Raw genomic sequence first — 22253 nt, 5'->3', positions numbered from 1 at the left:
TCTGCCCTGCCGGGCATCTCCCCCTCAAGGGGGGAGATCGACTCGCGGTTGGGTCTCAACCATCTCAATGTTTGCGAATGAAGCGGTGATCGAGCCTCCTGCCGATCGCCCTCCTCGTGGGGGAGATGCCCGGCAGGGCAGAGGGGGGCAATGCTGGCGCTGACCTCACCCCTCATAGCCATGCCCCGCCTTCAACCCTTCACGCACGCGGTGCGCAATTGCCAGAAACTCTGGCGTCTCCCTGATCTCCAGCGGCCTTTCCCGCGGCAGGGTGGATTCGATCACGTCAGTCACTCTCCCCGGCCGAGGCGACATGACGACGATTTTCGTCGAGAGATAGACCGCTTCGGGAATGGAGTGGGTGACGAAACAGATGGTCTTGCCGGTCCTGTCCCACAGCTTCAGCAGCTGTTCGTTCAGGTGATCGCGGACGATCTCATCCAGCGCCCCGAAAGGCTCGTCCATCAGCAGCAGGTCGGCATCGAAGGCGAGCGCGCGGGCGATGGAGGCGCGCTGCTGCATGCCGCCCGAGAGCTGCCAGGGGTATTTCTTGCCGAAACCGTTGAGGTTGACGAGATCGAGCGTGCGGTCGATGCGCTCGCGCTGTTCCGCCTTGCTGTAACCCATGATTTCAAGCGGCAGGGCGATGTTTTTTTCGATGCTGCGCCAGGGATAAAGCGCGGCGGCCTGAAAGACATAGCCATAGGAGCGGTCCTTGCGGGCGTTTTCCGGTGTCGTGCCGTTGACGGTGATTTCTCCTGACGTGTGTTTTTCAAGATCGGCGATGACCCGCAGGAAAGTGGTCTTGCCGCAGCCGGAAGGGCCGATGAAGGAGACGAAATCGCCCTTTCCCACATCCAGATCGACATCAGACAAGGCGTGGACCGGGCCATCCCCCGTTTCGAAGGTGAGGCCCAGTTTTCTGGCGGAAACGACGGAATAGGGAGAGGCCTGGTTCATCTTGGCTGATTGTCGCTTTCCGTGAGCGCCGCGCGCGCCAGCGGCAGCATTTGGGTTTCCGTAAGCCTGGCGATCACCACGCCCGGGTGGCGGTCGAGATCGAGCCAGCGCACTTCCTCTATCTCCGCCTGCGGTGTGACATCGGCATAAAGCCTTGCGATGAAGGCATGGGCGACGACGTCGGCGCCGGTCTCATTGGCGGCTTCCTCGCGAAAGACGCCCTCATAACGCACGGCATTTTCGGGAAGCGTCAGGCCGATTTCCTCGGCAAGTTCGCGGTGAAGCGCCTGTTCCGGCGTTTCGCCAGGATCGATCTTGCCGCCCGGCTGCATGAACTGCGTGGTGCCGCGCTTGCGCACGACAAGCATCTGCCGCCGCTCGTTGAGGAGAACGGCTGCGGCGATGACGATTTCGCGTTTGGGCTCAGTGTTCACGGTCATACACCCGATGCCGGAATGCCTGTGCGTTCCACCTTGCGCGGCGAAACGAGCTCCTTCCAGGTGGAAAGCGCCCGGCTGACGGCTGGATAAGCGTCGCGGGCAATGAACTGGCCGTGGCCCGGCTGCGTTTCGATGGTTGCCTCCTCGATGCTGACGAGACCGCGCGACAGGGTGTAGCGCGGCAGGCCTTTGACCTTCCGCCCTTCGAATACATTGTAATCGATGGCCGATTGCTGGCTTGCCGCACTGATGGTCCTTTCCAGCTGCGGATCCCAGACGACGATATCCGCATCGCTGCCGACGAGGATCGCGCCCTTTTTCGGATAGATGTTGAGGATCTTGGCGATGTTGGTGGAGGTGACGGCGACGAATTCGTTCATCGTCAGGCGGCCGGTGGTTACGCCATGGGTCCAGAGCAGCGGCATGCGATCTTCCAGCCCGCCGGTGCCGTTCGGTATCTTGCGGAAATCGCCGAGGCCGAAGCGTTTCTGCTCGGTGGTGAAGGCGCAATGGTCGGTCGCCACGCATTGCAGCGAGCCGGAAGCCAGACCCGCCCAGAGGCTGTCCTGATGCTGCCGGTTGCGGAAGGGCGGCGACATCACGCGGCGGGCGGCGTGATCCCAGTCGGGGTTGGCATATTCGCTTTCATCGAGGATCAGGTGCTGGATCAGCGGTTCGCCATAGACCCGCATGCCGTTCTGGCGGGCGCGGCGGATCGCTTCATGCGCCTGCTCGCAGGAGGTGTGGACGACATAAAGCGGCGCGCCCGCCATATCGGCAATGATGATGGCGCGGTTGGTGGCCTCGCCCTCCACCGAGGGCGGGCGGGAATAGGCATGCGCTTCCGGCCCGACATTGCCTTCCGCCATCAGCTTTTCCTGCATCTGCGCGACGATATCGCCGTTTTCCGCATGCACGAAGGGAATGGCGCCAAGCTCGGCGCAGCGCGAGAAGGAGGCGAACATCTCGTCGTCATTCACCATCAGCGCGCCTTTATAGGCCATGAAGTGTTTGAAGGAGTTTATGCCCTTTTCCCGGACCACCGTCTTCATTTCGTCGAAGACCTGTTCGCCCCACCAGGTGACGGCCATGTGGAAGGAATAATCGCAATTGGCGCGGGTCGCCTTGTTGTCCCATCGCGCCAGCGCGTCCAGAAGCGACTGGCCGGGCTCGGGCAGGCAGAAATCCACCACCATGGTTGTGCCGCCGGCAAGGGCCGCCCGCGTGCCGCTCTCGAAATCATCGGCGGAATAGGTGCCCATGAAGGGCATTTCCAGATGCACATGCGGATCGATGCCGCCGGGCATGACGTAACATCCCGTGGCATCGAGCACCGTACCGCCGGTCAGATCGGGCCCGATCTCGGTGATCCTGCCGCCTTCGATCTTCACATCGGCCTTGTAGGTGAGGTCGGCGGTGACGATGATACCGTTCTTGATGATGGTGGCGGTCATTGTACGATCTCCGCAGTCTCCAGCACCGCATGCAGCAGCACATCGCAGCCGGCTGCTGCCCATTCCGGCGAAATCTCCTCCGCCTCGTTGTGGGAGAGCCCGTCCACGCAGGGGCAGAAGATCATGGTGGAAGGGGCGACCCTTGCCGTCCAGCAGGCATCGTGGCCGGCGCCGGAGATGATATCCATGTGGCTGTAGCCCAGTCTTTCGGCGGCGGCGCGCACGCGGCCGACCAGAACGGCGTCGAAAGTGACGGGATCGAAATGGCCGATGGCTTCGATCGAGCAGCCGACGCCGAGTTCTTCGGCGATTGCGGGCACCTCGCGTTCGAAGATGGCGCGCATGCTGTCGAGTTTCGCCTGTGAAGGCGTTCTGAGGTCGATGGTGAAGACTACCTTGCCGGGCAGCACGTTGCGGGAATTGGGCGTGAAGATCATCTGGCCGACGCCGGCGACAGCGCCCGGCTGGTGGGCCATCGCCACTTCCTGCACCTTTTCGAGGATGCGGGCGGCAGCTAGGCCGGCATTGACGCGCATCGCCATCGGCGTCGAGCCGGTATGCGCCTCCTTGCCGGTCAACGTAACTTCCAGCCACCACAGGCCCTGACCATGGGTGACGACACCGATCTGTTTGCCTTCCGCTTCGAGGATAGGCCCCTGTTCAATATGATATTCGAAATAGGCGTGCATCCTGCGTGCGCCCACCTCTTCTTCGCCCAGCCAGCCGATGCGTTTCAGTTCGTTGCCATAGGTCTTGCCGTCGGTATCGGTGCGGCTATAGGCGTAATCGAGATCGTGAATGCCGGCAAAGACGCCGGAGGCCAGCATGGCGGGCGCGAAGCGCGCGCCTTCCTCATTGGACCAGTTGGTGACGACGATCGGGTGTTTGGTCTTGATGTTCAGATCGTTCAGGCTGCGCACCACTTCCAGCCCGGCCAGCACGCCGAGCACGCCGTCGAACTTGCCGCCGGTCGGCTGGGTGTCGAGATGGCTGCCGATATAGACCGGCAAAGCCTCCGGGTCCTCGCCGGGGCGCGTGGCGAACATGGTGCCCATGCGGTCGACGCCCATTGTCAGGCCCGCCGCCTCGCACCAGCGCTGGAACAGGCGGCGGCCTTCCGCATCCTCATCCGTCAACGTGCGGCGATTATTGCCGCCGGCGATGCCGGGGCCGATTTTCGCCATGTCCATCAGACTGTCCCACAGACGGTCGCCATTGACCGTCAAGTTTTTACCCGCCGTCATGCAGTGTCGTCCTCACCTGTTTTGTTTTTATCGAAGCAAAGCTTGTGCCGTTCCCTTTTTTGCCGGTTAAGATAACAGCCATTGCCTTGTGATGGCGATGGGGGATAAATTGACCGGCTGGTAAACATTGCAAATTCGCCATGGCGTCAGCAAGGGATTTTCGTGACGAATCGCACTAATTTTGCCTAAACTGTACGCGGCGATTATTTTTTAAGCATACTGTAACGGCAATTGCATTGAAAAGAAACAGAGAGCTGAGAATGGCCATACCGCGAGCAGCGAAAACACAGAAGCGGACCCGCATTCAGGAAGAAAAGCAGGAAGCGATTCTTGAAGCTGCGCTCAGTGTTTTTTCCACGAACGGGTTTCGCGGCTCCACCATCGACCAGATTGCCGAGGCGGCCGGCATGTCGAAACCGAACGTGCTTTATTATTTCCGCACCAAGGAGGCGATGCATCGCACGCTGATCGAGCGGGTGCTGGATACCTGGCTGGATCCGCTCAGGGCTTTTGATGCCGAGGGCAATCCTGAAAGCGAAATCCGCTCCTATATTCGCCGCAAACTGGAAATGTCGCGCGATTTTCCGCGTGAGAGCCGCCTGTTCGCCAATGAGATCCTGCAGGGCGCGCCGCATATTGAGGACGAGCTGAAAGGACCGCTGAAACAACTGGTGGATGAGAAGGCTGAGGTCATCCGCGCCTGGGTGAAGGCCGGGCGGATGGCCAAATGCGACCCTTATCACCTGATTTTCTCGATCTGGTCGACCACGCAGCATTATGCGGATTTTGATGTGCAGGTGCGGGCGGTGCTGGGTGACAAGAATGGCGGCGAAGGCCGTTTCGAAGATGCGGCCCGGCATCTGGAGCAGCTTTTCATGGGCGGATTGCGGATAAACGGCTGAACGGGACCGTTCTCGCGAATATGTGATCGATTCTTTATGTCAAAACATGAGGAAAATTATCACCTTTATACTTTACTCCAAAACTCATCTTTATTATGGTGCCGGCATCCCGAACGTCCGGGGCATTGAAAAATCAACCGGCAGGTGAGGGAATGGCACGCAAGGAAAAGAAGAAGGCCGAACGCGGCGGCAAGCAGGGCAAGGGCGCGCCACAGACCGAAAAGGACGTGGCCGAACAGCAGCTTTCCGGTCCGAAAAGCTTTCTTTATGTCGGCGGCCGTGACTGTCAGGTTGCGCATCTTCGCCAGATCGCCAGCAATTTCGGTGCGGAACTCATTCATCATGATGGCGGCCTGCGCGAGGCCGTCTCCCGCATCGATACCGTCCTTCCCTCCGTCGACTGCGTTTTCTGCCCGATCGACTGTATCAGCCACGATGCGTGTCTGCGGGTGAAGTCGGGTTGCAAGAAATTCGGCAAGACGTTCATTCCGCTGCGCAATGGCAGCAAATCCAGTCTGGAGCGGGCGCTGCAGACGATGAATGAACGGACCTCCAGCGATGAGCGACGAGCGCAGTAATTTCCACGATGAAGATCCCGCGGTAGCGGAAGCCTGCCGTGTGGAACTGCACAAGATGGCCGAGCAGGCCGGCGACCCCGTCCTGACGGACATCTATGAAATCGTCGGTGAACGGGAAAGACGCAACCGTGTTGCCAGAAGCGGCGGCAATGTTGTGACCTTTCCCCATCTGCGCACCCGCCAGCCGGGTGAAACACCGTCCTTCGAGATCGGCGCGGCGGCTGAAGAGGGCCGCAATATTCTATCGTTTCGCTGGAAGCGGCGTTAGGGCTGAAAGCTAGCCCTTCGGCTTCAGAAACGCTCCCGCGCAGAGTACCAGCCACCCGACGATCATGCCGAGGCCGCCCGTGGGTGCAGCGTAGGGAAACAGGCTGTGGCCGGAAAAATGCCTGACAACGAGATCGCCGACAAAGATCGCCGTGCCGAGGCCGAGGATCAGGCCCGCCGGAATGGCGGTTCTGATGCGACCCGCACCGATATGCAGCGCCACCAGCACCGGCGCATGGGCCAGCGCCATCGCCGAGGCATTGCCGAGCATATAGGTTTCGCCGGTATGGGTGGCTGCGGCTGCAAGCATGACCCCGGCCGCGCCCAGCAGGCCGCCCAGCAACAGAATGAAGGCCCGCAATCTTTCACGGGGAACGCTTGCGATGGTCGCGCTCTGCGTGGTCATTGGCTGTCTGCCTCCTGGTTCTGCATGTGAAAGGCCAGCCGTTCCACCGGCGTCCAGATGATCTCGCGCAGCTTCACGTTCTCGATGGTTTCGTCCATGGCGCGGCGGAAGCAGAGCAACCATTCATCCCGCTCGGCGGGGCCGATGGGGGCGACGAAATGGCGTCGTCGCAACATCGGATGGCCGTGTTTCTCGACATAGACGGGCGGTCCGCCAAGATATCCCGTCAGATAATCGTAGAACTTCGCCTCGCTGCCGGAGAGATCGGCAGGGTGGATGGCGCGGCAGCGCGCTGCCTCCGGCAGGGTATCCATCAATTCGTAGAAGCGCCGGGTGAGCGCCCTGACGGTCGCATCGCCGCCGATCGCTTCATAAAGGGTAATGGTCTCGCCGCTCATAATCCGCCTCTCGTGGCCCTCCGGTCCTTATCGCTCCGCAGAGCCGGAAGAGCAACAGGGCACTGGCGGGGTGCGACATTTGCGACAGGTCAAAGAGGACAGATGCCGGGCAAGCCCGGCATCATGCAAAACATCACCCGAAATTACGGATGAGATCGAGCCCCTTGTTCAAAAGCGTTTCGGCCTCATCCTGATTGGCGGCCTCGACGTAGCAGCGCATTTCCGGAGCATTTCCGGAAGGGCGGAAGTGGATGGTGCTGCCGTCGGTGAGCGCCACGCGCAGGCCGTCAATGTCGCTCAGCGCTTTGACGGTGCCGACCGGGGCGAGGAAGGCGTCGAGATTGGTCCGCGAGGCGCGCAGATGCGTCATCAGGGCGGCGCTCTTTTCCTGCGCGAAATTTTCCAGACGATCGGCGGCGGCGACCGGCAGCTTATAGGCGGCGGCGATCTGCGACAGCGGCTTTTTCTGTTCTGCCGAGAGAAGCAGCACGGCGAGGATCGGCAGGAAGCTGTCCCGCGTCGGTAATGGTGAAAGCGGCCTGCCGTTGAGTGTGAAGGCCGAGGCCGTCAGCAGGCCGCCATTGGCTTCAAAACCCATGACGCCGTTCCTGCCGGCGGCGAGCGCCTCAGTCATGCCGGCGATGACGAAGGGGGAGCCGACTTTGGTGCGGATAACGTCGAAGGAGCCGCTTGCCTCGATGCCCGAATTGGAGGTGACGGGGGTGACGACCACGCCGGCGCCTAGGAAGTTGGCGGTGATCAGGCCAATGAGGTCGCCGCGCAGCGGCACGCCGTTTTCATCGGTCAGCAGCGGACGGTCGCCGTCGCCATCGGCGGAAACGATGGCATCGAGACCATGCTCCGGCGACCATTTCTTGAGAAGGGCCAGCGTTTCCGTCGAGACCGCTTCGGTATCGACGGGGATGAAGGTTTCGGAGCGGCCGAGCGGAACGACATCAGCGCCATAATGGGCAAGGACGTCGACAAAGAGATCGCGCGCCACGGTGCTGTGCTGGTAAACACCGATCTTGAGGCCGGAGAGCGCCTTTTCCGGCAGCAGCGCAATGTTGCGCTCGTAGAAAAGTTCGGCTGCGGTGCCGGAATGGTCCTCCGCCGTCGCCGCCTCGTCGCTTACGCCCTCCGCTTCGATTTCGGCAGCGAGAGCGGCAATCGCCGTCTCGTCCTGCTTGTCGATTTCGCCGTCCGGGCGGTAGAACTTGATGCCGTTGCGGTCGGCCGGGATATGCGAGCCTGTTATCATCAGCGCGCCTGCCTTCAGCGACATGCCGTAAAGCGCAAGCGCCGGTGTCGGCACCGCACCGCAATCGAACGGCGTCAGGCCGGCTTTTTTCAGCGCAGCGATGCAGGTGGCGGAAACATCCGGGCTCGAATCACGGAAATCGCGGCCGACGAGAATGGGATCACCCGCCTTTGCCTGGCCCGATGTGAGAAGATGCCTTGCAAATGCCGTGGCATAGACGGCCGAGGCCTTTCCTTTCAGATCGACGGAGAGGCCGCGAAGGCCGCTCGTTCCAAATTTCAGGCTCATGCCAAACTCCGTTTCGATAAAATCTTTTGAGGGTCAAATGGATAATGTAAAAATATAACGCCTGAAAGAACCGTATCGATCCATTCAAGTCAATCATCCCTTTCATGGCGGCCGCGAATAGGCGATGATGGCGGGGAATGATGCGGGTAACCTAAAATTCACCCGTCATATTTAAACTTGTCTGTCGATAGCGGCTCTGGCGACGATGAGAACCATGTGTTGCCGGCCTTTTTTGTGGTTCGTTCGAGTTGGATTGGCTGATGTACAGGCTTCAAAAGGCGGGACATAAGCAGGCACGTCCGCTCGATGAAAAAACGGCGCCCGCCGCGAAACCCCATGGTTCCCTGCTGGACGATCTGGTGGATGAGGATGAGGTTTTCGAGCGCACGGTGCTGAAGGAGCATCTTGAGCCGAAACCGGCGGCGACTGCTGCCGAGCCGGCTCCGGCCGAGACGCCGGTGAAGACGGCTTCGCCGAGCGGCAGCCTGGCGGCTGCGCTGCCCGGCCTGAAACATATCGACAGGATCGGTGTGGATGACGTCATCCTCTGGCTTCGCAAAGGCATCATCTGGATTGTGCTGGCGATTGTTCTCTGCGTCGCCGGCGCACTCACCTACGCCTATATGACGCCGCCGCGCTACAAGGCCTATACGGATATCGTCGTTAATCCCTCCAATCTGAATGTCGTCAATGACGGGGTGTTTTCACCCAACCAGCAGCGCGACACGCAGATCCTCGAGGTGGAAAGCAAGCTGCGCACCATCACCTCACGCAACGTGCTGGCGCGGGTGGTGGACGAGTTGAAGCTCGATCAGGACCGTGAATTCATAACGCCACCACTGCTTGCCCGGTTGAAGGCGATGTTCTCTTCCGCGCCTGACGATGGCGACAACCGGGTCGGTGCGCTTCGCTCGCTTGGCGACAGGGTGGCGGCGGAACGCGATCCGCGTTCCTTTGTCGTGACGCTTTCGGTCTGGACCAATGATGCGGAAAAATCCGTGACGGTTTCCAAGGCCATCGTGAAGGCCTTCGAAAGCGAGTTGTTCCAGACGACCTCCGACAGCAGCCAGCGCGTCGTCGACGATCTCAAGAAGCGGCTCGAGGAAATGCGCGAGAATGTCACCATCGCCGAAAAGCGCGTGGCCGATTTCCGTCGCGAGAACGGCCTGCAGGAAAACAATGGCCAGCTCGTCAGCAATCTCGCATCCGGCGAGCTGAATGCGCAGGTGCTTGCGACCCAGCAGCGGCTCATTCAGGAAGAATCGCGTCTCAAGCAGATGGAGGCGGCGATTGCCCAGAACCGCACCCAGAGCGACGCCATCTTCGACAGCCAGACCATGAACACCATCCGCGCGCAATACAGCACCCTGCAGCAGCAGATCGGCGCGATGACGCTGACCTATGGCGCCCGCCATCCGCGTCTTGCAACCGCAGGTGCGGAGCGGGCAATGCTGGAACGCGGCATGGCGGACGAGGCGCGGCGCATCCTGCAGGCGGCCAAGATCAATGTCGCCGAAGCGCGCTCCTCGCTGGATGCGCTGAGGCTGAAGGCCGTGGCGGAACGCGCCAATGTCTTTACCGACAATGACGCCCAGGTGCGGCTGCGTGATCTTGATCGCGACGCCCGCTCGGCGGCGGCGATCTACGAGACCTATCTGACCCGCTCGCGCCAGCTGGCCGAACAGCAGTCGATCGATTCCACCAATGTGCGGGTGATTTCGCAGCCGGTCGCACCCAATTCCAGAAGCTGGCCGCCCGGCAAGCTGACCTTCCTGATTGCCGGTGGCGTCGGGGGCCTGTTCCTCGGTCTCGGAATTGCCGTGGCTCTCGGCCTCTGGGGTTATCTGCGCCGGGACGATCATGCGGAAGCCGTGGCGCGTTAAGCCGTAAGGCGGCTCGTGCCGAGTTATTCTTCCGAGATAAGACCGTCATAAACTTCGAGCAGGGCGGCGGCGATGGCAGCACCCAGCGCATTGCCGGCATCGCGAATGCCGGCCTCGTCACCGTCGCGAACCGAAATCGCAAGATCGGAGGCCTCGTTGGCCACGATTTCTTTTGCCCGTTCTATCGCCCAGAGGCCGAAATCGCCGCGATTGTCGATCGAGATTGTTTCCATGGCCGGAGCCCTTCCGTGGTTTGATTTCCGCGTCCCTTAACCCATCGGCTGGAAAACCGGAATAGGCAGAAAATGTGGCGCACAACCTTCAGGCGTGTAAAATGCCTGCCGCATACGGGGATTTATAAAAATATTAATGATAGTTCTTCGTAGTGTTTGAAGCCTTATACCCTATGCATAAGCGTGAATATAACAATGAAACGATGCCTATATTGGACACCGGACAGATCATGACAGGGAGAGAGATGCCGGATGCGGAGGGGACTGGTCAGGTCTGGCCGGTTATTCCGCTTGCGGCGTTGCCCATCACTGACGCGACCATCGATGAAACGGCGCGGGATTTCATCCTGCGTGCGACGACGGCGCGCGCCGCCGGTGCAAGGCCGTTTTATTCGACGTCGGCGAACGGCCAGGTCATTGCGCTCTGCCATCACGATCGGGAATTCGACGCCATGCTGCGGCAGGCGGACCAGATCCACGCCGATGGCATGTCGCTGGTGATCTTCTCCCGCAAATTCTGCCCGAGGGCATTGAGGGAACGGGTCGCGACGACTGATCTCGTCCATGCGGTGGCGAAGCGCGCCGAAGAGACGGGCAGCCGGTTTTATTTCCTCGGCGGCTCCGAAGAGGTGAACCGTGCGGCGGTCGAGGAAATGCAGAGGCTCTATCCGCGCCTCGTCTTTTCCGGGCGGCGCAACGGTTATTTCAGCCGGGCCGAGGAAGAGGCGATCCTCGCCGATATCGCCGCATCCGGGACCGATATTCTCTGGGTTGGTTTCGGCATACCGCTGGAGCAGCGTTTCGTTTCGCGCAATCTGGACAGGCTTTCCGGCATCGCTGTCATCAAGACCTGCGGCGGCCTTTTCGATTTTCTCGCCGGCAAGAACAGCCGGGCGCCGCAATGGATGCAGGATATGGGGCTGGAATGGCTCTACCGGGCGATGCTTGAGCCGAAGCGTCTTGGAAAACGTTACCTGCTGACCAATCCGATCGCCATATATTCGCTGCTGAAGTACCGCTTCGGGGCGTCGGGGCAAAATCGCTAGAGCATTGCGCCTCTCCCGCCCGATAATTTGAGATTTCTCTAACATATTGAATCGATGCGCTTCGCCGCCGAAACCCGTTGCAACTGCGAACGGGTGCGCTACACTGCACAAATATTATAAATTTATTCGAATCAGAGATATTTCGAGGCCGCCAATGGTGATTACGTCCATTTCTCTTTTCATATATGGAATTGGCACCGTTACCTCTCTCGCCATGACCTATATCGAAGGCGCCCGCCGCGATAAGAGCTGGGATTTTTATCGGGTAACCGGCATTGTCCTTTGTTTCTTCTGGCCGGTGCTCGTGCCGCTGCTCGTCCTTGCGACGGCCTTTTCGTCGTTCGGTTTGCAGAAACGGCTTATAAATACAATCTCGCTCGGCAGGGAAAAGACCCTGAGCTAACCACGGCTGGAGTGATTGGAGACTTCAGGTCTTCTTCGCCGGCGCCTTGTAAGGCGTAAGCGTGATGCCGAGGCTTGCCATCACCCGGCCGATGGACATCAGCGGCGGATGGGTGGCGGGCAGCAGTGCGCCGGTTTTCAACCCGGCGGAAACGGCGCGCACCAGCGACAGGCACAGGCTGACGGCGTTTTTGGCGGCAAGCTGCAGTCCGCCTTTCAGGCCGGGGCGGCGGGCGCGGTCGATGCTGTAATTGATGATGCCGGTGCGGAGCGAGCGCTCCATGATCCAGCGCGGCGCCATGCGGCTTTCCGGCACATATTCGATAATGACGGCTTGCGCATTCCAGGCGAATTTAAAACCGGCCTTGCGGCAGCGGGTAAAGAAGTCCATGTCGCCGCCGCCGAGGAAGTTGAACTGCACGTCGAATTCCGGTTTCGGCAGGGTTTCGAACACCCGCCGGGAGATCAGGCAATTGCCCGATCCGTGGATTTGCTCGACCCGGCCGGTCGGCGCTTCGATGGAGCCGAACAGTGGATGCGATAAAACCGCCTTCGAAGCCGGGGCGTCGAATTCGCGGTTGACCGGTCCGCCGACGATATCGACGCCGAAGGACTTTGCAGCCGAAACCATTTCGGCAAGCCATTGGGGGGAGGCGGCCTCGTCGTCATCGATCATCAGCAACCACTCAGCCGAAGGATAAGTCTGCCGGGCGGTACGGAAGGCCGTGTTGATGGCGTAACAATTGCCCTGCGTCGGTTCCACCAGCGCCTGACCGGCCATGCCGCTCTCGGCGAAAAAGGCGCGCGCGACGGCGAGACCCTGCTGGCCTGCGCCATCATTATCGACAACGACGACGGCGAAGGGAAAATCGACCTTCTGGGCTGCGAGCGATGCGAGCGTCTTTTTCAGGCCTTCCGGCCGGCGGAAACTTGGAATGCACACCACCGCTTCCGGCATGATCTCGGACATGGAAACTCCTAAATTCCGGCAAGTGCGGCGGCGGAAAAAACGACGGCCCTGAGGCTCTGGCGCGGGCGGTTGAGGAAGGTATCGGCAAGCGCCGAAAAGGCCTCGCGGTAGCGGCGGGCGCGAAAGGCCTGCGCCACGGTATAGGCATTCATGTGGTTTTCGGACTTGCGGCGAAGCCGTCGCAGTTCCTGCGGGGAGACGGCTGCGATGATGGCGGGATCGGAAAACACGGCTTCGATGGCCGGTTCACAATCCCGGAAGGTCAAAAGCCTGTTCATCATCACGCTCGTCCTGTGCACCCGGTAGTCGAGCACATGGCGGCCGGGCAGATAGACAAAACGGCCGGCGGCGGCGAGCCTGCACCAGCCGTACCAGTCTTCCGCATAACGCAACGTCTCGTCGAAACCGCCAAAGTCCTGAAAGATGCGGGTCCTGACCAGCATGATGCCGCCGTTGACGATGAAGTTTCCGCCGAGCAGCGGCTGGAGAATAAAACCGTCAGGCTTTTCCCGGCGGCGAATGAGATTGCGCCGGCCGATCTTGACGCCGTTTTCATCGATGCGCTCGTAATCGCCATAGACGGCGACGACATCCTGCCCGGAAATGCCGGCGCAAAGCGCTGCGATGGCGCCCGGTTTCAGACGGTCGTCGGCATCGAGAAACATCGTCCATTCGCCGCGCGCCTGCGACAGGCCGAAATTACGCACGGCGGAAACACCCTGTCTTCCCTGCGGCCGGGCCAGAAGTTTCACGCGCGGATCGGAAAAACCTTCCACCTTTTGCGCGGTGGTGTCGGTGGAGCCGTCATCGACAACAAGCACTTCGCGGATGGTCTCGCCCTGCAGCAACACGCTTTCGATCGCTTCCACGATGTAACGCTCGCCATTGCGAACGGGAATGACAATCGAAACGGAGACCAAGCTTTTCAACTCCATGAGGCGCGGCCCAAGCATTCTCACAGTGAAGTTACTACCGCATTAAGCGGGGCTCACCAATTATGACGTGGTATAGCGTCGGTTAACCTTGCAAATCTTTAATATCCTTTTGGCATGATTGGAATGTTATGTTTTGAGAATGAAAGCGCGGTGCGTCCTTCCGGACGCCGATGCGCCGGGGTTGCGGAGGCGGGTTGATGCGGATCGGGCGGCGGAATTTTCTGGGTGGTGCGGCAAGCGCTGGCCTGCTGCATGCCGTGGCCGGCCCGGCCTTTGCCGCGCAGAAGAAAGCCACGATCAAAACCGCCCCATATGGCGCGGCCGTCTACCTGCCTGACCTCACCGCCGATAGCCGCATCGGCGAGGCGGTGGTGAAATATTGCTCGCGCATCACCCCCGTCACCGAAATGAAATGGGAGGTTCTGCGGCCTTCGGCTGAAGCGTTCGATTTCACCGCTGCGGATGCAATCGCCAACTTCGCGCGTCAGCACAAGCTTTCCATGCATGGCCATCCGCTGATCTGGTATGCCTCCAACGCGCCCTGGCTTGCGAGCATCGGCGGCGGCATGAAGGTCGAAAAGCTGATGGAGACCCATATCGTTACCGTGATGGAGCGATACAAGGACGTGATCCACAGCTGGGACGTGGTCAACGAACCGATCCCCGACGTGCCGGGCAATGTGCGTGCGCGGCGTGATGCCTGGTATTATGGCGCGGGGCCTGATGCCATCAAGAAGGCTTTCGAGATCGCCCATGCGGTCGATCCGAAGGCGCAGCTCGTGCTCAACGAATATGACGTCGAATTTGCCGCCGAGAAATCGCCGGCCAAACGCGCCGCTTTCCGCAATCTCATCCTCGAACTGCTCGAAAAGGGCGCGCCGATCAACGCGATCGGCCTCCAGGGGCATTTGCGCGGCGGCTGGCCGATCGCCAAGGACGAGCTTGCCGCCTTCACGACGGAAATGCGCAGTTATGGTCTTGCCGTTCTGGTGACGGAACTTGACGTGATGGACCAGACGCTGCCGGCGCCGGAGGCCGAGCGCGACATGCTGATCACCGGCCAGGTCCGCGAGTTTCTGGAAGCAGCTTCTGCAGGCGGCCCGCTTTCCTCCATCACCACATGGGGCATCTCGGATCAATATAGCTGGATCCGCTGGGCCTATCCGCGCCGCGACGGCACCGCCAACCGGCCGCTGCCGCTCGACTGGAGTTTCAACGAAAAACCCATGATGGCCGTCATCAATGAATTCCGGAACCGTGGTGCATGACTATGAATGCTGAAATGCCGCTTCCTCCCGTGCAAAAGGCGCTGCAAATCAACCTCCATCCCTTCGATGCTCCGCATGCGGCCCTGACCCTGCCGCATCAGCTCAGGGTCTGGGGCGGACAGGTGGATCGCATTCTCCTGACCGTCGATACGGGCCAGGTGGGGGCAGGCCGCTACAAGGGCAACGGTTTTGATGCGGCGCGCCAGCGTCTCTTCGACATGCTGGAGGAAATGCAGACCAACTATCCGCATCTGCATGTGGATATCGTCGATTACAGCGATGCGGCGCGCAGCGCGGTGACGCAGACCTTCTTTTCCCGCTCACCCATTCCCTATCCCGCCAAGGCTTTCGACGGCGGGCCTTTCCATGTCTATTTCCATGGTATCAAACGCGCCAATGCCCGTTATGTGCTGCATATGGACAGCGACATGATGTTCGGCGGCGGCAGCCAGAGCTGGTTCGCCGAGGCGATCGCGCTGCAGAAGGCCAATCCGGATGCGCTGTGCATCACGCCCTTTTCGGGGCCGCCGACGGTGCGCGGCGATCTCGATATTTCCCGCCATGTCGGCATGCCCGGCGTGAAGAACATCCCTGAGCCGCGCAAGTTGCCGTCACGCATTCCCACCTGGCGTTTCGCCACGGTGTCCACCCGCCTTTTCTTGATCGACATGGATCGTTTTGCGAAGCGGATCGGTTCGCTGGAGTTGCTGCGGCCCGATGTCAAACGGCGCATCCGCTCCTATGCCTATAACCAGCAGCCGGTCTCCATGCCCGCCGAGGAAGTGCTGAGCACCAACATGATGCGCAGCGGCGTCCACCGGCTCGATTTTCTCGGCACGGGCAAGGGCATGTATTCGCTGCATCCGCCCTATCGCTCGCCGGAATTTTATGCGGCACTCGCGTCCATCGTCGAGCGCATCGAAAAGGGCGATATTCCCGAGGGACAGCTCGGCGATTTCGATATCAACGGGTCGATGGTGGACTGGACCAGCGCGCTGGCTGCCAAGACGCGCTCCAAACGTTATGCGAAAGCGCTGCGCCATCTCATCTCGGCCAATGTCGGGCGGTTCAGCTAGGCTTGAGGGTGCCCGGTCGGCGCTCCGTCCCGTTGCCGGGTGGAGGCCTCAATAGTCTGTTATGAGCTTGCTCCAGCTTTCAGAGCACAGCCCGCCAATATAGATATCGCCGGCCAGCGCTTTTTCCCTCAGCTCGTCATCCCGGGTCGCCATGCAGAAATAACCGTCATGGCGGAAGCTCATGTGGTTCTGGCGGTAAAGCGCATTGATGAGAAACGGCTGCGACATGCCGGTGACATGGGCATAGTTCGCGTCATCGAAATGGCGGAACAGGGTGTTGAGCACATCGTTTTCGCAGCCGGCATCGCAGACGAGATTGAGCACATAGGCCGTTCGTCCCCGCTGGCCGAAAAACAGCGCGGCGCCCATGGCATGGCCTTCGGCATTCTCGATCATCACGCCCTTCAGTTCACCGAGGCTTTCATTGGCCCTGCTCATCTCTATCAGCCAGTGGAATTCCTCGTGAGACCATTCCGGGCGAATGGAAAAACGCTCGATCATGGTGAGCGCCCTGCGGCGGAAGGTTTCGTAGTCAACGGTTTTTACCGTGGCGCCGGCCGCCTCCTGCGGTCTCAGACCTTTTTTCCAGCGTCTGAGGATTCCATCCACAAAACCGAGCGTGGTCAGGGCAAGTGTGGTTTTGGCCAGTTTGGAACGGCGCGGCATGCGCAGGGCAATGGTGCAGAAGGGCTTGAGCGCCTTGTGCCATTGCAGGCTTTCAATCGGCAACATGTTGCCCCCGGTCGCCACCCAGTGATCGGCGCTAACGGGTGAAGCCGTGTCCGAGAACAGCATGTCGTGTTTGGATGCCCGCATGCCCCGAGACAGGCGCGCCGCGCCGAGCGCACCCTGTTTCCCATCAGATGCGAAGGCGCAGAGCAGCCTTGCGGTAATGGTTTTCCCGTTCGCGACGAAACGCATGGGCACGGCGAGGATGACGCTTGTGACCCTGTTCTCCCCGGCGTCGTAGACAACGCTGCCGTTCTCCGGGCTGAAGGCGGGACTGCCGAAAAACAGTTTCTCGATATAGGAGCGGAAATTGAAGTTCCGTTCTTGCCCGTTCTTCTTGAAAGCGCTGTTGAGCACGGCCTCGACTGCGGGAACGTCGTCCCTGCGCATGGGGCGAACACCGGAGACACCTGGCTGAACCGGGCGTTGTGGCGACTGCCCACTATCGCCATCGCCCATATTGGTGTGTATCGGAACGTCCACCCTCGGCCTCCAGCTTTCGCGCATTGATGAAATCAACCATAGGAAGCGTATATTTGAATGTATTAATATAGATATAAAACCGGCAATCCACTTGGTCCGGAAATGTTCGTATTAAGATAAAATGTTATTATATCAGCCTGTTACTTTGCTGGCCCTGCCTCATTTGAGGTTAACAAAATATACTTAGTTAAGCAACCGAAGGATGAAATATGGACCAATTTTCGCGGACGCTTTTTTGGGTTTTGAAGTTTAACTTTTAAAAATGACTGTCTTGTCCTTTGCCTCCCGCTTTCGGTTTCCTGAGAAAAAAGCGGACGATCGCGGTGCTATTTGCCCGTGCATCACGGATAACTAAAAAATAGGATTTGCGGGGGATATTCGTATTATCGAATATGAGAAGCACGAGTTTTAATGCGGGTGGCTTCAGGAAAGAGGGAGAGAAAAACCCCTTATGGATGCAGCGCATGAAGAACAGCGGCGGGGCTATTGGCGGGACGCGTTGTTTTACGTGACTTTCCTGTATTTCACGGTCGGCTTTTCGCCCTATATCTCGCTCTCATCGACCTATCAGGGCTCCGCCATGGCGGCCGGGTCCAACCTGCTCAACCAGTTGACGGCGATCATCCTGTTTTTCAGTTTCCTGGCCTTCATGGCGAAGGAGCGGTCGTTTTCCATCCTCTTCATGCCGCGCCTGCTGATGGCGGCGATTTTCGGCTGGTTTGTCCTGACTTCGGTGGCGGGCGAAGCGCCGCTGTTTTCGCTCAGGCGGCTTGTCATGTGCGCCATTATCTGTGTGCTTGCCGGCGGTTTCCTGCAATTGCCGCGCACGGAGCGGCATTTCACGACGCTGCTCGCCACATGCGCGCTGATCATATTGTTCCTGTGCTATTTCGGAATCACCGTGTTGCCCTCGCGCTCGATCCACCAGGCAAGCGATGCGCTGGAACCGCTTCTGGCGGGAGACTGGCGCGGGGTTTTCCGCCACAAGAACGAGGCCGCCTCGGTCATGGCGGTGTTGATCATCGTCGGCATTTATCTCAGCAAGCGCTGGTCTTTCATCGGCGGGCTGTCGGTGCTGTTGCTGTCGCTGGTCTTTCTGGTCAAGTCCGGCGGCAAGACCGCGCTTGGGCTGATGCCGATCATCATTGCGACAGGCTGGTTCATCCTGCGCTGGCCCCGCTGGCGCTACCCGGTCGTAACCCTGTTTCTGGCGGTCTTCGCGCTGGTGACCGTCGGTACCACCGTCGATCCTGTCTTTTCGCAGATGCTGACGAAGCTGGGGCTTGATGCCAGCTTTACCGGCAGAAGGGATATCTGGACCGTCGCCATCGACTATATCAGGCAAAGCCCGCTCCTCGGATATGGCTATCAGGCCTTCTGGCGCAGCGACGCCCTGATGTCGAGTTTTACCGAGAACAATACCTGGGCGACGACCGCGCCGGATTCGCACAATGGTTATTTCGACCTTCTGCTGGCCGGCGGCGTGCCGGGTCTGATGCTGGTGATGGTGTGGATCTATCTCCTGCCGCTGCAGTATCTCGGCAAAATGAATGACGCCACGCGCAACAGTCCGCTGACGCGGCTTTATGTCGGTGTATGGCTTTACGTGCTGCTCTACGGCTTTCTGGAAACGCTGTTTTTCCTCAGCACCGGGTTCGTCTGGTTCTTCCTCATCGTGGCGGTGATGGGCCTGCATCTGCAGGCCAATGCCAGCCTCGTGGAGGACGAGGCGGAGGGGGAGCCGGACAGAACTGGGGCGGCCCCGATACCCCAACGGCGGCAGGTTTCCCCGGTTGTTCGTTCCAGGTGATATTTTGAAATGATTTTTCGTTGCGAATATGTAAAAGAGCCGATTGTTGCGCGCGTCTGCAGCTATTTTCGCTAAACATGCGCGGCTCAAGTCTTTGTTATTGTGCAAGTCGCATCGCAACCCCCGGGGGTATCGACGCGGCGGCACTAAAAAACGGATCGGCTAGGTCAATCGATGGCAGATACAGGCGCCTGCGCGCTCGAAGCGGATGACATCCACAAGAGCTTCGGCACGCATGAAGTTTTGAAGGGCGTTTCGTTGCAGGCCCATAAGGGCGATGTCATCTCGATCATCGGGTCTTCCGGTTCCGGCAAAAGCACCTTTCTGCGCTGCATGAATTTTCTCGAAACGCCGGATCGCGGCCGTGTCATCATCAATGGCGAGGAAATCGCCACAAAAACCGGCCGCGACGGCAAGGCCGTGCCGAAAAGCTGGCGGCAGGTGGAAAAATTGCGCACCGGTCTCGGCATGGTGTTCCAGAATTTCAATCTCTGGGCCCATCGCACCGTTCTGGAAAACGTCATCGAGGCGCCCGTTCATGTTCTCGGCGTCAAGCGGCAGGAGGCGGTTGAAAAGGCCGAAGCCCTGCTGAACAAGGTCGGGCTCTACGACAAGAAAAACGCCTATCCGGCATTCCTGTCCGGCGGACAGCAGCAGCGCGCCGCCATTGCGCGTGCTCTCTGCATGGAACCGGCGGTGATGCTGTTCGACGAACCCACCTCGGCGCTTGATCCGGAACTGGTGGGAGAGGTTCTGAAGGTCATCCGCGATCTGGCCGAGGAAGGCCGCACCATGTTGCTCGTCACCCACGAGATGCGCTTTGCGCGCGATGTGTCCTCCCAGGTCGTGTTTCTGCATCAGGGCCGGGTGGAGGAGGTGGGGCCGCCGGCGCAGGTGTTCGGCAACCCCACGAGCGCCCGCTGCCGGGAATTCACCGGCGCGCTGGCCAATTGACCCTTTTGCCTGACAGTCCGTTTTAACAGGAGAGACTTGAATGAAATTCTTCGCCACGCTGCTTGCCGGAACGGCATTTGCGTTTTCCGCCTTCACCGCCAGCGCCGATGTGCGCTTCGGCATCATGAACGAGGCCTATCCGCCCTTCTTCGCCAAGGACGCCAGCGGCAAGTGGCAGGGCTGGGAAATCGACCTCATGGACGCCGTCTGCGCCGAAATGAAGGAAAAATGCTCGATCGTGGAACTGTCCTGGGATGGTCTCATCCCGGCGCTGCAGACGAAGAAATTCGACGTCATCTGGTCCTCCATGTCGAACACGGAAGAGCGTCAGAAGATCATCGATTTCACCGATAAATATTACAACACGCCGAGCAAGCTGATCGGCGCCAAGGGCGAAAAGGCGGGTGCGACGGCCGAGGACGTCAAGGGCAAGACCATCGGCATTCAGGTGGCCACGATCCAGTCTGAATATTACAAGAAGTACTTCGCCGGTGTCGCCGATGAGAAGACCTACCAGACGCTGGACGAGGCGTTTCAGGATCTCGCGGCTGGCCGTATCGACTATGTCTTCGGCGATTCCATCGTCCTCGACGCTTTCGTGAAGAGCGATGCGGGCAAGGATTGCTGCGCCGACATGGGCGATGTCGCCGACGACAAGGAAATCCTCGGTCTCGGCGTTTCGGGTGGCCTGCGCAAGGAAGACACCGAACTCAAGGCCAAGCTGAATGCGGCAATCGCCGCCGTACGCGCCAGCGGCAAATATGACGAGATCAGCAAGAAGTACTTCAGCTTCAATATTTACGGGCAGTAATTCGATCTGATCGGTCACGCATATGGCAAGCCTTGAAACCACGTTGCAACTTCTGTCTCCCTATCCTCCGGGATGGGGCGGCACCCTGTTGAAGGGTGCGGCGTCGACGCTTGCCATTTCCGCCGGCGCCTATCTGATCGGCCTTGCCATCGGCATGGCGGGGGCGCTCGGCAAGCTTTCGGGCAACAGGCCGCTTGGCCTGCTGCTCAGCCTCTACACCACCGCGATCCGCGCAGTTCCCGAGCTGATCCTCATCGTCGGGCTTTATTATGCCGGTACTGACGGTCTCAACCGGCTGCTGCTGCTGGCTGGTATGCCGCCGCTGGAGGTCAACGGTTTCGTTGCCGCCGTTGCGGTTCTGGGCTTCGTGCAGGGCGCCTATATGACCGAGGTGCTGCGCGGTGCGATCCTTGCCATTCCGAGCGGGCAGATCGAGGCGGCGCGCGCCTTCGGCATGTCGCCAGCCTTGCGGTTCCGCCGGGTGGTCTTGCCAGCGCTTTTGCCCAACGCCTTGCCGGGGCTTGGCAATCTCTGGCTTGCGGTGACCAAGGACAGCGCCTTGGTGGCGGTCGTCGGTTATCAGGAACTGGCGCTCGCGACGCGGCTGGCCGGGGCCAGCACCAAGCAATATTTCCTGTTCTTCCTTGCCGCCGCCCTGCTTTACCTTGCCATCACGCTTGTTTCGAACCTCGTTTTTTCGCTGGTCGAACGCCGTGTGCGGCGCGGCCAGCCGGCCCTGGCCTGAGGAGGGGACGGCATGGATTTTTCATGGGTCGCGAAATATTGGCCGCTTCTTCTTTCGGGTGCATGGCAGACGGTGGCGCTGCTTGTCATCTCCGTCAGCATCGGGTTTCTTCTGGCCATCGGGCTCGCCTTTGCGCAGGTGAGCGGCGGGCGGACGACGAAAATCCTGGCGCGGGCCTATTGCACCTTCTTCCGGGGCACGCCGCTGCTTATCCAGCTCTGGCTGCTTTATTACGGCGTCGGCTCGCTTCTGCCGATGATCCCCGGCATCAGGCAAAGCTTCATGTGGCCGGTGCTGCGTGAAGGGTTCTTCTTCGCGGCCGTCAGCTTCACGCTGAATTATGCGGCTTATGAGGCGGAAGTTCTGCGCGGCGCGCTGCTGGCCGTGCCGAAAGGCGAGCTGGAGGCGGGCAGGGCTTTCGGCATGGGCCGTTTCACCCTCATTCGCCGCATCTGGCTGCCGCGCGCCATCCGCATTGCGCTACCGACCATTGCCGGCGAGGTGGTGATGCAGCTGAAGGCGACGCCGCTTGCTTTCACCGTGACTGTCATGGATCTCTACGCCGTCGCCTACAAGGTGCGGCAGGACACGCTGCTCGTCTATGAGCCGCTGATCGTCGTCACCGTCTTTTATCTCATTCTCACCGCCATCATCGCCCGCTGTTTCGGTCTTATCGAACAGCAGGTGCCCGTCCGGCGATAAATATTCAG

Annotated in this window: 23 protein-coding genes and 1 pseudogene; 13 read left to right on the top strand and 11 right to left on the bottom strand. The window is 60.0% G+C overall.

The window, feature by feature from the left end; translation table 11 throughout:
• Positions 1-165: 165 nt before the first annotated feature.
• From QRN60_RS11750 to QRN60_RS11735, 4 genes are read right to left on the bottom strand one after another with little or no spacing between them, the layout of a single operon-like run.
• The gene (locus tag QRN60_RS11750; RefSeq protein WP_111785537.1) at positions 166-960 is read right to left on the bottom strand and encodes an ABC transporter ATP-binding protein; all 795 of its coding nucleotides are present in this window, start codon (positions 958-960) and stop codon (positions 166-168) included.
• Complete coding sequence (locus tag QRN60_RS11745) at positions 957-1400, bottom strand: NUDIX hydrolase (protein WP_162690304.1); 444 nt, start codon at positions 1398-1400, stop codon at positions 957-959. The genes QRN60_RS11750 and QRN60_RS11745 overlap by 4 nt, the downstream gene beginning before the upstream one ends.
• Entirely contained in the window at positions 1397-2854 is a 1458-nt protein-coding gene (hydA, locus tag QRN60_RS11740; RefSeq protein WP_129564865.1) for a dihydropyrimidinase, read from the bottom strand. Before hydA ends, QRN60_RS11745 begins: the two co-directional genes overlap by 4 nt.
• Entirely contained in the window at positions 2851-4098 is a 1248-nt protein-coding gene (locus tag QRN60_RS11735) for a Zn-dependent hydrolase (RefSeq protein WP_060725231.1), read from the bottom strand. Before QRN60_RS11735 ends, hydA begins: the two co-directional genes overlap by 4 nt.
• A gap of 260 nt (positions 4099-4358) precedes the next feature.
• Between QRN60_RS11735 and QRN60_RS11730 the strand changes: the two genes are divergently transcribed.
• From QRN60_RS11730 to QRN60_RS11720, 3 genes and pseudogenes are all read left to right on the top strand, one after another.
• Positions 4359-5000, top strand: a complete 642-nt coding sequence (locus QRN60_RS11730; protein WP_129564864.1) for a TetR family transcriptional regulator C-terminal domain-containing protein — start codon at positions 4359-4361, stop codon at positions 4998-5000.
• Between the two features lie 254 nt (positions 5001-5254).
• Positions 5255-5578: pseudogene (locus QRN60_RS11725) on the top strand (DUF2325 domain-containing protein); the annotation flags it as partial.
• Positions 5559-5846 carry a hypothetical protein gene (locus QRN60_RS11720; RefSeq protein WP_060725229.1) on the top strand — a complete coding sequence of 96 codons (288 nt, stop codon included), beginning with the start codon at positions 5559-5561 and terminating at the stop codon, positions 5844-5846. The pseudogene QRN60_RS11725 and the gene QRN60_RS11720, both read left to right, overlap by 20 nt.
• A gap of 9 nt (positions 5847-5855) precedes the next feature.
• Here the strand turns inward: QRN60_RS11720 and QRN60_RS11715 are convergent, their stop codons facing one another.
• The 3 genes from QRN60_RS11715 to uppO form a co-directional block, all read right to left on the bottom strand.
• Positions 5856-6251, bottom strand: coding sequence for a DUF423 domain-containing protein (locus QRN60_RS11715; protein WP_060725228.1), 396 nt, complete (start codon positions 6249-6251; stop codon positions 5856-5858).
• The gene (locus QRN60_RS11710) at positions 6248-6649 is read right to left on the bottom strand and encodes a globin domain-containing protein (protein WP_060725227.1); all 402 of its coding nucleotides are present in this window, start codon (positions 6647-6649) and stop codon (positions 6248-6250) included. The genes QRN60_RS11715 and QRN60_RS11710 overlap by 4 nt, the downstream gene beginning before the upstream one ends.
• A 133-nt stretch (positions 6650-6782) precedes the next feature.
• Entirely contained in the window at positions 6783-8198 is a 1416-nt protein-coding gene (uppO, locus tag QRN60_RS11705) for a polysaccharide biosynthesis phosphomannomutase UppO (RefSeq protein ID WP_129564863.1), read from the bottom strand.
• Positions 8199-8458: 260 nt separating this feature from the next.
• On the opposite strand from uppO, the gene uppM reads away from it, so the two are divergent.
• The gene (gene uppM, locus QRN60_RS11700; protein ID WP_031233873.1) at positions 8459-10081 is read left to right on the top strand and encodes a polysaccharide biosynthesis protein UppM; all 1623 of its coding nucleotides are present in this window, start codon (positions 8459-8461) and stop codon (positions 10079-10081) included.
• Between the two features lie 23 nt (positions 10082-10104).
• Here uppM and QRN60_RS11695 read toward each other — a convergent pair whose 3' ends face one another.
• Positions 10105-10314: a hypothetical protein gene (locus tag QRN60_RS11695; protein WP_003509414.1), complete on the bottom strand. Its 210-nt coding sequence runs from the start codon at positions 10312-10314 to the stop codon at positions 10105-10107.
• Positions 10315-10559: 245 nt separating this feature from the next.
• Between QRN60_RS11695 and uppL the strand changes: the two genes are divergently transcribed.
• Together uppL and QRN60_RS11685 are read left to right on the top strand one after the other, a co-directional pair.
• Positions 10560-11360: a polysaccharide biosynthesis UDP-hexose transferase UppL gene (uppL, locus tag QRN60_RS11690; protein WP_111834154.1), complete on the top strand. Its 801-nt coding sequence runs from the start codon at positions 10560-10562 to the stop codon at positions 11358-11360.
• Between the two features lie 154 nt (positions 11361-11514).
• Positions 11515-11763, top strand: a complete 249-nt coding sequence (locus QRN60_RS11685) for a hypothetical protein (RefSeq protein ID WP_060725224.1) — start codon at positions 11515-11517, stop codon at positions 11761-11763.
• 24 nt (positions 11764-11787) lie between these two features.
• Here QRN60_RS11685 and uppJ read toward each other — a convergent pair whose 3' ends face one another.
• Positions 11788-12732 carry a polysaccharide biosynthesis UDP-hexose transferase UppJ gene (uppJ, locus tag QRN60_RS11680; RefSeq protein WP_065695276.1) on the bottom strand — a complete coding sequence of 315 codons (945 nt, stop codon included), beginning with the start codon at positions 12730-12732 and terminating at the stop codon, positions 11788-11790.
• A gap of 8 nt (positions 12733-12740) precedes the next feature.
• Positions 12741-13652 carry a polysaccharide biosynthesis endo-1,4-beta-xylanase UppH gene (gene uppH / locus QRN60_RS11675; RefSeq protein WP_223564870.1) on the bottom strand — a complete coding sequence of 304 codons (912 nt, stop codon included), beginning with the start codon at positions 13650-13652 and terminating at the stop codon, positions 12741-12743.
• A gap of 212 nt (positions 13653-13864) precedes the next feature.
• On the opposite strand from uppH, the gene uppI reads away from it, so the two are divergent.
• Entirely contained in the window at positions 13865-14935 is a 1071-nt protein-coding gene (uppI, locus tag QRN60_RS11670; protein ID WP_003509427.1) for a polysaccharide biosynthesis UDP-hexose transferase UppI, read from the top strand.
• A gap of 2 nt (positions 14936-14937) precedes the next feature.
• Positions 14938-16011 carry a polysaccharide biosynthesis glycosyltransferase UppG gene (gene uppG, locus QRN60_RS11665; RefSeq protein WP_060725221.1) on the top strand — a complete coding sequence of 358 codons (1074 nt, stop codon included), beginning with the start codon at positions 14938-14940 and terminating at the stop codon, positions 16009-16011.
• A gap of 48 nt (positions 16012-16059) precedes the next feature.
• On the opposite strand, the gene QRN60_RS11660 is transcribed toward uppG, so the two are convergent.
• On the bottom strand, positions 16060-17130 hold the full coding sequence (locus tag QRN60_RS11660; protein WP_165000644.1) for a GNAT family N-acetyltransferase: 1071 nt from the start codon (positions 17128-17130) through the stop codon (positions 16060-16062).
• 544 nt (positions 17131-17674) lie between these two features.
• Between QRN60_RS11660 and uppW the strand changes: the two genes are divergently transcribed.
• The 5 genes from uppW to QRN60_RS11635 all read left to right on the top strand — a co-directional run bounded on the left by uppW (position 17675) and on the right by QRN60_RS11635 (position 22245).
• The gene (uppW, locus tag QRN60_RS11655) at positions 17675-19033 is read left to right on the top strand and encodes a Wzy-type polysaccharide biosynthesis protein UppW (protein WP_020809376.1); all 1359 of its coding nucleotides are present in this window, start codon (positions 17675-17677) and stop codon (positions 19031-19033) included.
• Positions 19034-19207: 174 nt separating this feature from the next.
• Complete coding sequence (locus tag QRN60_RS11650) at positions 19208-19987, top strand: ABC transporter ATP-binding protein (RefSeq protein ID WP_111834153.1); 780 nt, start codon at positions 19208-19210, stop codon at positions 19985-19987.
• Between the two features lie 40 nt (positions 19988-20027).
• The gene (locus QRN60_RS11645) at positions 20028-20798 is read left to right on the top strand and encodes a transporter substrate-binding domain-containing protein (protein WP_003509438.1); all 771 of its coding nucleotides are present in this window, start codon (positions 20028-20030) and stop codon (positions 20796-20798) included.
• 22 nt (positions 20799-20820) lie between these two features.
• The gene (locus tag QRN60_RS11640) at positions 20821-21543 is read left to right on the top strand and encodes an ABC transporter permease (RefSeq protein ID WP_035213481.1); all 723 of its coding nucleotides are present in this window, start codon (positions 20821-20823) and stop codon (positions 21541-21543) included.
• Between the two features lie 12 nt (positions 21544-21555).
• Positions 21556-22245, top strand: a complete 690-nt coding sequence (locus QRN60_RS11635; protein WP_020809379.1) for an ABC transporter permease — start codon at positions 21556-21558, stop codon at positions 22243-22245.
• The last annotated feature ends 8 nt before the right edge of the window (positions 22246-22253 follow it).

The organism is Agrobacterium sp. CFBP2214, assembly GCF_030209895.1.
In the GTDB taxonomy this organism is placed as follows: Bacteria; Pseudomonadota; Alphaproteobacteria; order Rhizobiales; family Rhizobiaceae; genus Agrobacterium; species Agrobacterium radiobacter.
Note: the sequence above shows the minus strand (reverse complement) of the source record. Positions and strands in the feature narration are given on the sequence as shown.